11 protein-coding genes are annotated in these 15,451 nt (G+C 33.4%); 5 read left to right on the top strand and 6 right to left on the bottom strand.

The features are described from left to right. The first annotated feature begins 32 nt into the window (after window positions 1-32). Window positions 33-1,346: an APC family permease gene (locus NCC77_RS09035; protein WP_250835274.1), complete on the top strand. Its 1,314-nt coding sequence runs from the start codon at window positions 33-35 to the stop codon at window positions 1,344-1,346. 203 nt (window positions 1,347-1,549) lie between these two features. On the opposite strand, the gene NCC77_RS09030 is transcribed toward NCC77_RS09035, so the two are convergent. Then, window positions 1,550-4,183: a valine--tRNA ligase gene (locus NCC77_RS09030; RefSeq protein ID WP_250835273.1), complete on the bottom strand. Its 2,634-nt coding sequence runs from the start codon at window positions 4,181-4,183 to the stop codon at window positions 1,550-1,552. A 290-nt stretch (window positions 4,184-4,473) separates the two neighbouring features. On the opposite strand from NCC77_RS09030, the gene NCC77_RS09025 reads away from it, so the two are divergent. Then, a complete protein-coding gene (locus NCC77_RS09025) occupies window positions 4,474-4,854 on the top strand; it encodes a DUF1573 domain-containing protein (protein WP_250835272.1) in 381 nt (126 codons plus the stop codon). Window positions 4,855-4,960: 106 nt separating this feature from the next. On the opposite strand, the gene NCC77_RS09020 is transcribed toward NCC77_RS09025, so the two are convergent. The 5 genes from NCC77_RS09020 to NCC77_RS09000 all read right to left on the bottom strand — a co-directional run bounded on the left by NCC77_RS09020 (window position 4,961) and on the right by NCC77_RS09000 (window position 12,790). After that, window positions 4,961-5,443, bottom strand: coding sequence for a hypothetical protein (locus NCC77_RS09020; protein WP_250835271.1), 483 nt, complete (start codon window positions 5,441-5,443; stop codon window positions 4,961-4,963). 136 nt (window positions 5,444-5,579) lie between these two features. Further along, complete coding sequence (locus tag NCC77_RS09015) at window positions 5,580-7,709, bottom strand: OmpA family protein (protein WP_250835270.1); 2,130 nt, start codon at window positions 7,707-7,709, stop codon at window positions 5,580-5,582. 10 nt (window positions 7,710-7,719) lie between these two features. Further along, window positions 7,720-8,646, bottom strand: coding sequence for a PorP/SprF family type IX secretion system membrane protein (locus tag NCC77_RS09010; RefSeq protein WP_095929807.1), 927 nt, complete (start codon window positions 8,644-8,646; stop codon window positions 7,720-7,722). A 30-nt stretch (window positions 8,647-8,676) separates the two neighbouring features. Further along, entirely contained in the window at window positions 8,677-11,313 is a 2,637-nt protein-coding gene (locus NCC77_RS09005) for a T9SS type B sorting domain-containing protein (RefSeq protein WP_250835269.1), read from the bottom strand. 151 nt (window positions 11,314-11,464) lie between these two features. After that, on the bottom strand, window positions 11,465-12,790 hold the full coding sequence (locus tag NCC77_RS09000; protein ID WP_250835268.1) for a PDZ domain-containing protein: 1,326 nt from the start codon (window positions 12,788-12,790) through the stop codon (window positions 11,465-11,467). Between the two features lie 123 nt (window positions 12,791-12,913). On the opposite strand from NCC77_RS09000, the gene NCC77_RS08995 reads away from it, so the two are divergent. The 3 genes from NCC77_RS08995 to NCC77_RS08985 all read left to right on the top strand — a co-directional run bounded on the left by NCC77_RS08995 (window position 12,914) and on the right by NCC77_RS08985 (window position 15,442). Then, the gene (locus NCC77_RS08995) at window positions 12,914-14,110 is read left to right on the top strand and encodes a pyridoxal phosphate-dependent aminotransferase (RefSeq protein WP_250835267.1); all 1,197 of its coding nucleotides are present in this window, start codon (window positions 12,914-12,916) and stop codon (window positions 14,108-14,110) included. A gap of 202 nt (window positions 14,111-14,312) precedes the next feature. Then, window positions 14,313-14,984, top strand: a complete 672-nt coding sequence (folE, locus tag NCC77_RS08990; protein ID WP_095929803.1) for a GTP cyclohydrolase I FolE — start codon at window positions 14,313-14,315, stop codon at window positions 14,982-14,984. Between the two features lie 92 nt (window positions 14,985-15,076). Then, window positions 15,077-15,442, top strand: a complete 366-nt coding sequence (locus tag NCC77_RS08985) for a four helix bundle protein (protein WP_250835266.1) — start codon at window positions 15,077-15,079, stop codon at window positions 15,440-15,442. Window positions 15,443-15,451: the final 9 nt, after the last annotated feature.

Here is a 15,451-nt window from a genome sequence, read left to right as displayed (position 1 = left end):
GAAATTATAATCCTTAAAAACCCAATTCAAGAATGTCGGATTCTACAAAAAACCAATTACAAAAAAGTTTAGGACTTAGTTTCAATATTGCCGTTTTAATTGGCGGAACAATTGGTGTTGGAATTTTAAGAACGCCTGGAACTATTGCAGAAATGTTGAATAATTACTGGCTTATTCTTGCTTCTTGGCTCTTTGGAGGTTTGTATGTTTTATTAGGAGCAAATTCGTATTCAGAATTGGCTACAATGCTACCAAAAGCTGGTGGATCGTACAATTATATTAAAAGAGCTTTGGGCGAGTATGCCGGTTTTCTTTCTGGCTGGTACGATTATATTGTAAATGCTATTCCGCCCGCATTTTATTGCATCGTAATTAGCGAATACACGATTATTTTATTTCCTCAATTGGCCCATTATTCGACAGTATTATCTATTTCTTTATTGGTTGCATTTGTTTTGCTGCACTTAAGCGGAGTCAAAAACGGAAGTGTAATTCAGCAGATTACCAGTTTACTAAAAGTCATTTGCTTTGTGGCTTTGGTTGTGGCTTGTTTTATGTATTCTGGAGTTGAAGTTCCAGCGATAAAAACGGATAGTTCTATTTTTCAAATCGGACTTATTTTTGGATTTTTTAAATCGTTACAGCTTATTATTGGAACTTATAATGGCTGGAATGCCGTTTGCTTTTTTGCAGAAGAAAATGATGATCCAAGTAAAAATATTCCGAAATCTTTATACAGCGGTGTTTTACTAGTTGTGGCCATTTATATTTTGGTAAACGCAGCATTTTTTCATGTATTGCCAATCGAAACTTTAGCCAAATCTAATCTAGCTGCTGCCGATGTTGCTAAAATTCTTTTTGGAGAAAGCGGAGCCAAAATCGTAACGGTAATTTCTATTTTTTCATTAATTAGTATTTTGAATGCCTTTATGATGATTCCGCCAAGAATTCTTTACGGATTAAGCCGTGACGGTTTCTTTATCGAAAAAGGAACAACAGTAAACAAAGGTGGAACTCCAATTGTTGCGCTATTGGTTTCCTCTCTTTTCAGTTTGTTTTTAATTTGCATTGGCTCTTTTGAAGTATTATTTTCTTTCGCTGCCTTTATCTCTATAATCGTTTGGGGATTGGCTTATTATTCGCTTTTAAAATTAAGAACCACAGAACCAAATTTACCAAGACCTTACCGTTCTTTCTGGTATCCTTGGACCACTATAATTGCGATTATATTTTCTATTGCATTACTTGGAGGATTTATTTACAGTGACCCTAAAAGTTTTATTATTATTGTTGCGATTACGATAGTTTCTTATCCTTTGTTTTTGGTTTTGAAGAAGAAAAGATAGCCACGGCTCGACCGAAGGGAATTGACGAAGTAATTCACGAATTTTATTTTACAATCGTTGGGTAAAACAATAATTTAGAAATTATTTCACGAATAGATTTTAAAAAATAAAATTCGTGAATTCGTGGCGGAAAAAAAATAAAAACCCGACACGTTTCAAAAAACTGTCGGGTTTAATTCTATAATATAATAGAAATTAAATTCTTATTTCAAACCAGCCAAACTCTGCTCTATTGTAGCAATTTTTGCTAGAGCATCAGCTTGTTTTTGTTTTTCTAAATTAAGAACTTTCTCTGGAGCTCCGTTTACAAATTTCTCGTTTGAAAGTTTTGCTTCAACAGATTTCAAAAATCCTTTTGTGTAATTTAATTCTTCTGTCAGTTTTGCAATTTCAGCCTCAACATCGATGTTTCCTGTAATCGGAATGAAATATTCATTTGATTTTACACGGAAAGACAATGCTCCATCTACTTTTTCTGAAACATATTCGAAAGCAGAAACGTTTCCTAATTTTGTTATGATTGAATCAAAATAAGTAGAAACATTTTCGCTGTTGATTCCTTTTAATTCGATGGCATCTTTAAACGGAATATTTTTGTCTTTACGAATCGTTCTTATTCCAGAAATTACTTCAATTGAGTTTTCAAAATCAGCAATTAATTTTGCGTCAAACGGTTTTACTTCTGGCCAAGTTGAAACAATTAAAGCTTCTTCTGGAGTTCTTTCTGCAATTAACTGCCAAATTTCCTCTGTCAAGAAAGGCATAAACGGATGCAATAACTTTAAGTTGTTTTCTAACATTTCGATCGCTTTCGCGAAAGTTACGCTGTCAATTGGCTGTTGGTAAGCTGGTTTGATCATTTCTAAGAACCAAGAACAGAAATCATCCCAAACCAATTTATAAATTGCCATTAATGAATCTGAAATTCTGTATTTCTCGAAATTATCTTCAATATCAACTAAAGTCTGTTGCAATTTCGCTTCGTACCATTCAATAGCCACTTTTGATGATTCTGGCTGTGGGATAGTTTCTGAAACTTCCCAACCTTTAATCAATTTAAAAGCATTCCAAATCTTGTTTGAAAACGCTTTTCCTTGACTGCACAATTCCTCATCAAACATAATATCGTTTCCAGCAGAAGCGCTTAAAAGCAATCCTACACGAACTCCGTCTGCACTAAATTTATCGATCAAATCTAAAGGATCAGGAGAATTTCCTAATGATTTAGACATTTTACGACGTTGTTTATCACGAACCAAACCAGTCAAATATACATTTGTAAATGGTTTTTCGCCAGCATATTCATAACCTGCAATGATCATTCTCGCAACCCAGAAAAATAAAATATCCGGACCAGTTACCAAGTCGTTTGTTGGATAATAATATTTAAAATCTGGACTTTCTGGATCCATAATTCCACCAAAAACAGACATTGGCCATAACCAAGATGAAAACCAAGTATCTAAAGCGTCAACGTCTTGTTTTAAGTCAGATGTTGTAAGTGAGTTGTTAGATGTTTTTTCTTTTGCTAAAGCCAAAGCATCTTCGATATTTTCTGCAACTACGAAATCTTCTTTTCCATCTCCATAATAATAAGCAGGAATTTGTTGTCCCCACCATAATTGACGAGAAATATTCCAATCACGAATGTTATTTAACCAATGCGCGTACGTGTTTTCGAAACGTTTTGGATGTAATTTAATTTCTCCTGTTTCTAAAACCGACTTAATTGCTGGTTTTACCAATTCTTCCATTTTCAAGAACCATTGGTCAGATAATCTTGGTTCGATTACCGCTTTTGTTCTTTCAGAAGTCCCAACTTTATTTAAGTATGTTTCTGTTTTTGCTAAAGCCCCAATTTCTTCTAGTTCTTTTGCAATTTCAGTACGAACCACAAAACGGTCTTTTCCTTGATAATGTAATCCGAAACTATTTAAAGTTGCATCTTCATTAAAAATATCAACGATTTCTAGGTTGTGCTTTTCTCCAAGAGTTTTGTCGTTCATATCGTGCGCAGGCGTTACTTTCAAACATCCTGTTCCGAATTCAACATCAACATATTCGTCTTCAATAATCGGAATTACTCTTCCGCAAATTGGAACAATCGCTTTTTTACCTTTTAAATGTGTAAAACGCTCATCGTTTGGATTGATACAGATGGCAGTGTCCCCGAAGATAGTCTCAGGACGTGTTGTAGCAATCGTCAAGAAATCTTCTGAACCTTCAATTTTATATTTTAAGAAAAATAATTTTCCTTGCTGTTCTTCATAAATTACTTCTTCGTCCGAAAGAGTCGTTTTTGCTTCCGGATCCCAGTTTACCATTCGGTATCCTCTATAGATTAAACCTTTATTGTATAAATCTACAAACGATTTAATTACAGATGCAGACATGTCTGGATCCATAGTAAATTTGGTACGTTCCCAATCGCAAGAAGCACCTAGCTTTTTAAGCTGCTCTAAGATTGTTCCACCATATTTATCGGTCCATTCCCAAGCATGTTTTAGGAATTCTTCGCGGGTCAAATCGTTTTTATTGATTCCTTCTGCTTTTAATTTCGCTACCACTTTTGCTTCAGTTGCAATAGAGGCGTGATCTGTACCTGGAACCCAACAAGCGTTGAATCCTTTTAGACGTGCACGGCGGATTAAAACATCCTGAATTGTATTATTCAACATATGTCCCATGTGAAGGACTCCAGTGACGTTTGGCGGCGGAATTACAATGGTGTACGGTGTTCTATGATCTGGTTCTGAATGAAAATAATTGTTTTTCATCCAGTAATCATACCATTTACTCTCAATCGTCTTAGCGTCAAATTGTGCTGGAATTGTCATTTACTAGGGTTGTTTAATCGTTAATTTGTTTAACCGTTTAATCGGTTTTTATCATCGAATTTCAAATTGATTGGTTTTCTTATTTTCTGTTTTAAAAAATCATTTATAAATCAATCTCAACGATTAGACAAATAAACGATTAAACAGTTAAACAAAAAAACTGGTTCAATTTTTGTATTTATAACTGACAGCAAAAGTAAATAATTAAGTAGACTATAAAAAGAGAAATAATAATTTGTGTGTTAATTAAAAGAATGTATATTTACTTACAATTAAAAAAAAGATTTCATATGAAAAATGCAGCCTCTTTTATTGCAGTCTTATTGTTTAGCGCAATAAGTTATGCACAAAACGGCCCGAAAATTGAATTTGCAGCCCCAGACAATACAATTGATTATGGAAAAATTTCTAAAGGTGACAATGGACTTCGTTCCTTTGAATTTACAAATACTGGTGATGCTCCTTTATTAATTACAGGCGCAGAATCTACGCTAAGTTCAATCGTTGTTACCAAACCTGCAGCAGCAATTATGCCGGGCAAAAAAGGAAAAATCGATGTAAAATATAACATGGTAGCAGGACCTATTCGTAAAACAATTACTGTTGAAACCAACGCAGTAAACTATCCTGAAGGAAGAGTAGCTCTTAAAATTAAGGGTGAAGTTCAATAAGAATTTAAAAACTTTAAATAACAAAAGCCGTTTCTAAATCTAGAAACGGCTTTTTATCTTTATAAAGAAACTCTTGCTTCTCACATCTTTATTCTTTATTCTTTACTTACTTCTCAGCGCATTCAACAGAATCAAATTTATATTTTACGCTTTCAAAATCAATTGGCTTATCTTTTACCAAATAAGTAACACCCATTGTAGTTTGCATAACACCATTTCCTAAAATAAGCTGGTTGTTACGTTTTAAAAGTGCCATCGGGTTCTTGAATGTTTTTTCTCCATTTACATTGTCTTTAAAAGTGTAATCTACAAACAAAGTATCACCATGAAACTCGCCTGCCACTTCTCCTGTTCTAACAGTTGAAGGAGCCACTCTCATAATCATATCTCCCGCTAGTTTTCCGTTTTTTAAAGTATTCAATTTTAAATCTATTGTATCCTTTTCATAAATTGCTTTGTAGCATGCGGTGCTTACCACTGCTTCACCTTCTGCTTTTGCAGCTTCAGTAGCTTTTTGTTTTTCTTCATTTTTACAGCTTTGCAATCCAATAAAGGACAAAAGCAAACAAGACAAGGTTAGATTTCTCATATTTTTTTTATTTCGTTGATATCACTATAAAATTAAAGAAAAAAGATTTCCGCAAAAAGGTTTTGGCAAAGTTTTTCTGTAAAATAAAACCCGACAGTTTTTTAAAATCTGTCGGGTTTACTATGTTTCAAAAAAATTACAAACTTTTGATTACAAATTCAGATCGTCTGTTCAATTCATGTTCTTCTTCTGAGCAAGATTCGTCTGTTTTACATTTTATAATTGGCACCGATTCTCCATACCCTTTTGCTGTAACTCGTTTTGCATCAATACCAGACTGAATTATAAATTCTCTTGTCGAATTGGCTCTTTTTTGAGATAAATCTTCATTAAATTTGGCGTTTCCTCTAGAATCGGTATGCGAACCAATTTCGATTTTCATATCTGGATATTTCTTCATCAGCTCTACTACCCTGCCCAAAACTACTTTTGATTCTTTTCGGATATACCACATATTGTAATCAAAGTAAATTGGATCTGTTTTAATGATTAAACGATCTTTATCTTTAACAACATCTTTTTCCTTTGCCAATATCTCTTTTACTTTTTCCTGCTTTTTAACTTCAGCCGCAACGATTGCTGCTTCTTTGGCTTTTTTCTCTTTTTCTTTTAGTTCAATTGCCACCAAAGCTTCTTTTTTCTTGTTTTCTTCTTCAATAATAATTTCTTGCTTTCTCTTATTTTCAGCAATTAGTTTTTCTTCCTGTTTAATAACTTCCAATGATTTTAAAGCCAAAGATCCGTCATTAACTTTATCTCTTGTTTTATCTAAAGTCAGTATTTTTGAAGCATTTGTATAGTTTTCTTTGGAAGCCAAAATTTTATACGAAGCCTCACAAGCAACCGTAAAACTGAATTTTCCATCCGCAGAAGTTGTAACGGTATTTAAAGTTTTATTTTCAGAATCTTGCAATAGTACCGTTGCATTTTCTAGAGCCAATTGCGTATCAATATCTGTAATGGTTCCCGCGATTAATTGCTTGCAATCTTCAACAATCAAATCTTTTATTTCTTTGAATTGATAAATATCATCACTTCCTTTTCCTCCTTCTCTATTAGAAGCAAAAAATCCTTCTTTGGTATTAGAATCGATATTAAAAGCGAAATCGTCTAAATTAGAGTTTACTGGAAGCCCAACATTAACGGGTTTCGAATATTCATTTCCGTTAATATCAGAAACAAAAACATCTAAAGATCCGTAGCCCAAATGTCCATCAGACGAAAAATAAAGTTTATTATCTGCTGAGGCAAAAGGAAATTGCTCTCTTTTATCTGTATTAATTTCTGAACCCAAATTTTTCGGAGTATCAAATGCTCCTTTATTAATATTAACGGAATAAATATCGAAAGAACCCAGAGATCCTGGCATATCTGAAGCAAAATACAATATTTTTTCATCTGCGCTCAAAGCAGGATGCTCCACAGAATAATTGGGACTATTGAATGGAAGAGAAGTAATATTTGTCCATTTTCCTTCAACCCATTCTGCTTTAAAAATCTGAAGATTAGAGATTTTGTTATCGTCTTTTTTCTTCTTTCCATTTTTAGAATTGTTTCGGGTAAAATACATCGTTTTGCCATCTTTTGTAAAAATAGCATTCGATTCGTGCATTCCAGTTTTTAATTCTTTAGCAAAATAATGAACTATAGAATCTCCTGAATTACTATTTTTTAAAGGAATTGAAACTAAATTCAAATACGTTTCGTTATCCCATTTAAACTTTTTATCAAATAAACCAGGCTTCAATTTCACCCCAGCAAAAACTAGATCTTCTTTATATTTTACAGCTCCAAATTCAGAATTTGGTGTATTTATCGCAAGGTTTTTAATCTCAAAACGTTTACCAATTGCCGTAACATTTTCTAATGTTTTAAAGTCTTTTTCAAAATTGATAATATCTTCTGCATTGGCAGACTTAGCATAATATTCTTTTAAATTGGCATTTGCATCGTCGTAACTATTTGTTGCTTTTAAAGTCTGAGCGTATCTAAAATAATATTCTCGGTCTAAATTATTGCTGTAATTTGAAATCAAAAGACGGTAATAACGCTGTGCTTTTACTAAATCGTTAGTATAGAAATAAGAATCGGCTAGATTTTTAATCACTTCTTGAGACGGTTTTTCGACTGCCAATTTTTGGTATAAAATAATAGCTTCACTGTAATATGTTTTATCAAAAAAACGTTTTGCTCTAGCTAGTTCTAGATCTTGTGCATTTATAAACTGTATTGAAAATACGAATATAATAACGAGTAATTTTTTCATATTTTTCATTTTAGAAGAATCTTGGAGATTTATCAAATCCTTTTCCTAACAAGTCCAGATCGAACAACAGCATAATTTCATGTGTTCCAGAATTAAATTGTCCGAAGTTTGTAAGCGTATAATCGTAAGCGTACCCCACTCTTAATGTCGGTGTAACATTAATATTGAAAAGCGCACTTACAGAATCATCTATTCTATACGAAGCTCCAAATTCAAACTTTTCGTTGTAAAGAACATTGGCTGAAACATCTAAAGTTATTGGCGCACCTTTTACAAATTTGGACATAAATGCAGGTTTCAATTTCAATGCATTGTTGAGCTGAAAAACATAACCAGCAGTCAAAAAAGTATGAATCTCTTCGGAACCAAAAGCATTCATTCCTGACTTTTCTTCAATATATTTTGACTTCAATAAGTTTGGGGCAGACAATCCCACATAAAGATTATCTCTAAAATAATACGCTCCAACTCCAATATTAGGTTTTGTTGCATTTATATTTTCTGAAAAAGCAATATCTGTTTGAGGGTCTGTAAAACGAAAACCATTAAAATTGCTTTGCATAGACGAAAATCCAGCTTTTAAACCCAGAGACAATTTATTTTTTCCGCCTAGTTTTAAAACATAAGCAAAATCAGCATAAACATTATTCTCTTTTTTAGCCCCATCTCCTATATCATCTGAAACGAATGAGATACCTGCTTCTATTTTGTCATTAATGGCTGTGTGCCCAAAAAAGGTAAATGTTTTTGGAGCGCCATAAGCACCAACCCATTGCGTTCTGTACAATCCGCCAAAATTCATCATGGCAGGAACTCCAGTCGCATAAGCCGGATTGACTACACTCATATTATACATATAATGGGTATATTCTGGATCTTGCTGAGCAGAAACGGATAAATAGAAAAGGAAATTTATAAGAAGTATTATTTTTTTCATTTGAAAATTATATTAAAATGTAAAAAGGTTTTATCGATTTAAATAAAGACGGCCTTGCTGTGGCGGTTTATTGTCTTTATTGAAATGCAACACATAAAAATAAACTCCGTTGGGTGCAATACCTCCAGCGATACCGCTTTTTTCGTAGTTTTTGCCATCCCAAGCAGGTTTATTATTATCTCCTTTATACATTCCGTTTCCGTATCTATTATAAATTTCAAGTGTATAATTTGGATATAAAAATTCAATATCTTTTATCACAAACGAATCGTTTACACCGTCTCCGTTTGGTGAGAATCCATCTGGAATAAAGAACTCATACTGTGCGACCTCGCAGTCCTGCAGTGAGACTTTTACTTCTTTATAGCTTTCTGACAAACAGTGGGTTGTTTCATTTAAATCATATCCATAATAAGTTGCATTATGAATTAGTAATGTAGTTGAAGGCAATAAATTTCCATCCACCGCATCATACCAAGCCACCGTTGACGGGACATTTGTTTTATTAGAAAGATCACTTATTTTTGGATTGGCCAGCCCGCAAAAATCTGCCGTTTCATTCATTTCTGGTGCAGCTGTATCATTTATAAGTACCGAAACTTTTGCAGGTTCCGAAACGCAGCCTGTAGCAGCAGTTTCTCTAATGAAGTAATCTTCTGTTTTTAAAACATAATCAACTGCAAGTGGCGTTGTTGCTGTTGCAGAATTGTACCATTTGTATTGAGTTCCCTTTGGTTCTAAATTGGCTATGACAGCTTCATCCACTTTACAAAATTGCTGATCTGAAACAGTTGGTGCTGGAGGAATTGGATTTATTACAAAATCATCTGTAACGTTGATTAAACTTACCTCACAATTGGTAACTGTATTCGTTAGATTCAAAAATGTAATTTTTGTCTCGCCTGCATTTAAAAGCAATTCGGCAGGAATAACAAAATCTAATTTACCATTTGTTACTGCTTTAGTAATCGTTTGTACCGCAGAAATATTAGCTTCTGACAATACATAAGAAATACTGACATTGGTTAAAGTTTCTAATCCTGAAACGGCAACGGTAACAGGCGCATTCAAACAATAATCTTTTACTGCTGCTTTTACTGTCAATGCATTTGGCAATGGATTTATATACAGATTTCCTGCAACATTTGCTGTATTGGTACACTGCGGCGAAGGATTGGTAATATTTGTTATGCTATAAATCGTAATTACCGATAATCCGCTTCTTGTACTCAGGTTTCCCGGAATTGTAAATGATGCTTTTCCGCCAATAGACCTCATTTCTGCGGTTTCGCCAAGAGCTAAATTATCTCCATTAATATTATATGAAATACGGTAAAGTCCATCAAGCAATTGAGGTGCAGCAATTTCAATTGTTGCCATATCATTTTGACAAATTGGAAGCGCTGTTAATGTAGCATTATTTAAGCGTGGCAACGGATAAATCTTTAAAACAGTTGAAAACGGATTAAATATGTTTACACATGTTCCTTTGCTCGTTGTAGACGTTATACCTGTAACAGTAATGGTATACTCTCCTACTTGTTTGAAATAAGACGATCGTATTGGGAAATTAAATTGGCCATTTACAAAATTTCCCCTTACGTTTTCAGATGATGATACTCCCGGCCCAACAACACTAAAGTTAACATCGTATGTTCCATTAGGAATATTATCTGGCCCCTGCGTAATTTTTGCCGAATAAGTGGCGGTCGAAATCTCAGATTCGCAAATATCTTTGCTAGCTTCTATTTTTGATCCTGTAAAATCAAGTCTTTTTTCGAGAGTTATATTTACTTTAACGTCTTTATTTTTGCATATATTATTACCAGGAACTGCCAAAACAGTATAGGTATAAGAATATACGCCAGGTCCATTCGCGTCAAACAATTCTTGAAGATTAATATTATGATCTGTGGCAGATGTTAAGCCCGTACCTGTCCAGTTACCTCCTCTATCTCCTCCAATTAGCTGATCAAATAAATCTAAATTGGTATAACCTGCCAAATCTGTAGTTCCGCATAACTCCAAATCTACTGGCCTTCCTATTTTTGGAGCTATATAAATAGTTACTTGTACATTGGTCGACTTTGAGTTAGGAGAACACGCAAGCACCGGTGGCACGGTATAAATGAAGTCAAGTGTCGTTTTGGTTGTATATTGCCCAATCTCTATTGTAGATTCTACAGGCTGACCTGAAGTAGTGGTAAATGTTCCGTTTACATGCGGCCCCATTACCTTACTATCAAAAGCCGTAAAAAGATTAAATAAGCCATTCTCGTTACAAACTGTTGCTTGAGATCCGACTCCAACGTATGCACCAATCGTAATTGTGACTACCGCTTTATTATCGGTACAACCCGAAGTGGCCGGAGCTGTGTAAGTATAGTGATATTCTCCTCCGCTAAGGATAAATTGAGCATTTAAAATACCCGTAGAAGGATTTAGCCCTTTTGAATTATTATCATCTGTCCATGTTCCACCTGGAACTGGAGAACCGCCTAACAAAGAAAATAAATCAACGGATTGATATATTGGATTAGTGACATCACAAATTAATTCATTTACGTTATCATTACCAGCGCATTGTGCGGTTAGTTTTGAAGGAAATGCGGTAAAAAAAATAAAAAACAATACAAAATGTAGGTAGCTAATGTAGTTTTTTGCCATAGATTAATTTTTTGTTAAACATAAGAAAATATTTAACTAAAAAACTAATTTTTAACAAACTTATTTTCACAAAAAACATACATTCCTTCAATACAGAAATATGAAACGCGGTTTTTAAAAATAATTGACCAAAAACTATAATTCAATCTTTTTACAATTCATCTTCTAGTTTAAATCTAAATTTAAGCACCAAACTATTTCGTTCGACTTCAAGATTAATCCATACATCATCTTCTGATTTTAAAAGATTATTTATTTGCTGAAGAGTATATTTATAGGGTTGCGTTTTATTGATACTGACAATAATATCTCCTTTACGCAATCCGCATTTTTCGGCAGCAGAATTTTTACGCACATTCACTATTTCGTAAACAGGCTTAAGCGCAAATTTATATTTAAAATTATTGTCGTTTTTGTCCTTTTCCTGCAGTTCTCCCATTGAAGATGCAACTCGTACGGTTTCTAAATGCACTGTTTCCTGTACCCACTGAAGTCCGTTGTGCTGCACCGTGATTCCGCTTTTATTATATGTAAATGGTTCCCCAAATCTCCCATTTTTTTTAAAGTATAGTTTTTTTCCTTGATAGTCTAAAACAAGTGTAAACCGTTTCAAAACTTCACCTCCAACAGATCCAATACGTCCTGGAACCATCTTAACGTTGCGAACCGACGCAGAATCCGGAAAAGAAACAATTGGTTTTTTAAAATCAAATTCGTCAATAGAAAATTTATCAATTTTAGCACGATGCCCTTCAATGTCACCGCTAAATCCTTTCCCTAAAAAGTCTGGGAAATTTTTATTCGGAAGTTTTATTTTATCATTTTCAAAAATCCAAAATGCATCGCTATTTCCAATATCAATAAGAAGCTTAGCCGGAACTTGCTCATTATTAACTGTAGCTGTTGTCATGATGTATGGTTTCGCTTTTTCTACCGTTATCGGAACCATTTTAAACTTTTTATCTAATTTTTCTTGATACTTAGCGGTTTTCGCCTGAACTATTATTTTCTTTTTCTGATAATTAACTTCAACAAAATTGTTTCTAAAGAATTTATGACCGATAATTCCATTTACTGGAATTCCGATATGAGAAGACAAATTAAAACTTTGATCCAGTATAATAAAAACCATATGATCGTTTGATTTAAGACCATGAGTTTCTAGAATATTTTTTGTCGATTTTAGGCCTTCTATTTCCTCTTCGCTTCCTAAACCGCGGAGTTTGATTTTTACAACATTATTAAAACTAACCTCTCGCTGTTCTTCCATACTAAATAGAATTGTTTCTTCGACGCCCGAATCTAACAGAAAATTTAGCTCGACTCCATTTACTTTTATAGGAATAAAAATAAGGTTGTTAATCAATTTAAAAGGTATTGTAGCCTTAGTTGCATTGTTTTCCAATATGAAATCGCCTTGTCCAAAAAGCAAAAAAGGTAAGAATAACCCAAAAAACAATACTATATATTTTTTCATTGACAATATTTTATTATAAAATTAGTAAATATATTTATTATTGTTACATTTTTGGAAGTACCCTTATTATTTACGTTAAATACGAAAAAAATATGCAAATTTGCACTTCAATAATTTATACTCATGCCGACAATTTCACTCAAGGGAAGAAACATGCCCGAATCTCCGATACGCAAGCTGGCTCCTTTTGCTGATTTAGCAAAGAAAAAAGGACACAAGGTGTATCACTTAAACATTGGTCAACCGGATATCAAGACACCGGAAGTGGCCATCGAGGCGGTAAAAAATATTGATTTAACTCTTATAGAATACAGTCCGTCTGCCGGATATGAAAGCTATAGAAAAAAATTAGCAGAATTTTACCAGCGCCAAAATGTAAACGTTAACACAGAAGACATCATTGTAACAACTGGTGGTTCTGAAGCCTTACTTTTTGCACTGGCCACAATTACAGATCCTGGAGACGAAATCATTATCCCAGAACCTTTTTATGCTAATTATCACGCATTTGCATCTTCAACAAGCGCAACTGTAGTTCCATTGGTTTCTACTATCGAAACTGCTTTTGCCTTACCAAGTATTGAAGAGGTCGAAAAATTAATTACACCAAAAACAAAAGCCATTCTGATTTGCAACCCTGGAAATCCGACTGGATATTTATATTCTGAAGCAGAAATTAAACAACTTGCTGGTTTAATTAAAAAACACGATTTATACTTAATCGCTGACGAGGTGTACCGTGAGTTTTTATATGACGGCGACGATGTGCACTTTTCTGTAATGAATTTAGAAGATGTACAGCAAAATGTAATCATGGTTGATTCTGTTTCTAAACGCTACAGTATGTGCGGAGCAAGAATTGGCTGTTTGGTTACTAAAAATAAAGATGTTTTAGCAACCGTAATGAAATTTGCTCAAGCACGTTTGAGTCCGCCAACAATTGAACAAATTGCCTGCGAAGCTGCGATTGACACACCTCAAAGTTATTTTGACGAAGTAATTGCTGAATATAAAGAACGCCGCAACACGCTGATTGCCGAATTAAACAAAATTGACGGTGTTATTGTAACAAAACCAAAAGGTGCTTTTTATTGTATTGCAGAACTTCCAATAAAAGATTCAGACGATTTTGCACAATGGTTGCTTGAAAGTTACAATTTAAATGGCGAAACGGTAATGATTGCTCCTGCCAAAGGCTTCTATTCGACACCTGGAATGGGACTAAATCAAGTTCGTATTGCTTATGTTTTAAACAAAAAAGATTTGATTACAGCCGTAAACATTCTAAAAGAAGCTTTATTGGTTTACAATAACAGATAATCAATTCATTATAATAGATTTAAAAAGACAATAACGTTTTTCGTTGTTGTCTTTTTTGTTTCTAATAACAGTATTTCTCTTCAAAATTTAAATTATATCCAAAAAGGAGTAATTAAATCCTAAAAACGATAGAAAAGGTTTCCTATTTATTAATTATCTTTACCGCCTTAAAAAGGAATACATATACTAATAGTAGTTTTTAATGATAAACAACGAAGAATTTTTAGACGAAATAGGAGATAATCACTTTAGCAGTAATGCAAAAAATCCTCTAAGAGAAGATGCTTTTGATATAACTGACGAAGAAAAAATAGAAAAAATTAAAAAAGATGTTGAAAGCATTCTGCAAACTCTTGGAATGGATTTGACAGATGACAGCATCAAAGGAACTCCAAACCGAGTTGCAAAAATGTTTGTAAAGGAAATTTTTGGTGGTCTTAACCCAGCAAAACAACCAAAAGCTTCTACTTTTGACAACAATTATAAATATGGCGAAATGCTTGTAGAAAAAAACATTACCGTTTATTCTACTTGCGAACACCATTTACTGCCAATTATTGGACGTGCTCACGTGGCTTATATCTCAAGCGGACGTGTGATTGGTTTATCAAAAATGAATCGTATCGTTGAGTATTATGCTAAAAGACCTCAAGTACAGGAGCGTCTTACAATGCAGATTGTTCAAGAATTACAAAAAGCTTTAGGAACAGAAGATGTTGCTTGCGTTATCGATGCAAAACACCTTTGTGTAAACTCTCGCGGTATTAAAGATATCGAAAGCAGTACAGTAACTTCTGAGTTCGGCGGAAAATTCAAAGATCCTCAAACGAAAAGAGAATTCTTAGACTATATTAAACTAGACACTCAATTTTAGTTTAATCGATAAATCGTTAATTTGTTTAATTGTTTAATCGTTAAACTTAATTTTCGGTTAAACGATTAAACAAACTAACAATAAACAAAAAAATGTACATTTTTTCTTTTGAGAAGCTTGAAGTGTGGCAAAATGCAAGAATGTTAATTTTGGATATTTATAAATTAACTAGTAAATTTCCGTCAAATGAATTATTCGGAATAACATCTCAAATAAAAAGAAGTGCATCTTCGATTGCAACAAATATTGCTGAAGGAACTTCAAGAAATACAAGCAAGGACAAAGCTCATTTTTTAACAATATCGTATTCATCTGCAATGGAAACTTTAAATCATTTAATTATCTCTAAGGATTTAAATTATGTTTCGGAGTTAGAATATACGACATCACGAGAAAAAATTGAAAAAATTTGCAATCAAATAAATAATCTAAAAAAATATTATCTTTCACAAGAATAATCCGTTCAG

The sequence above is a fragment of the Flavobacterium tyrosinilyticum genome (assembly GCF_023656565.1).
GTDB lineage: Bacteria > Bacteroidota > Bacteroidia > Flavobacteriales > Flavobacteriaceae > Flavobacterium > Flavobacterium tyrosinilyticum.
The sequence above is the reverse complement of the archived record's forward strand: the minus strand, read 5'-3'. Positions and strand labels throughout refer to the sequence as shown.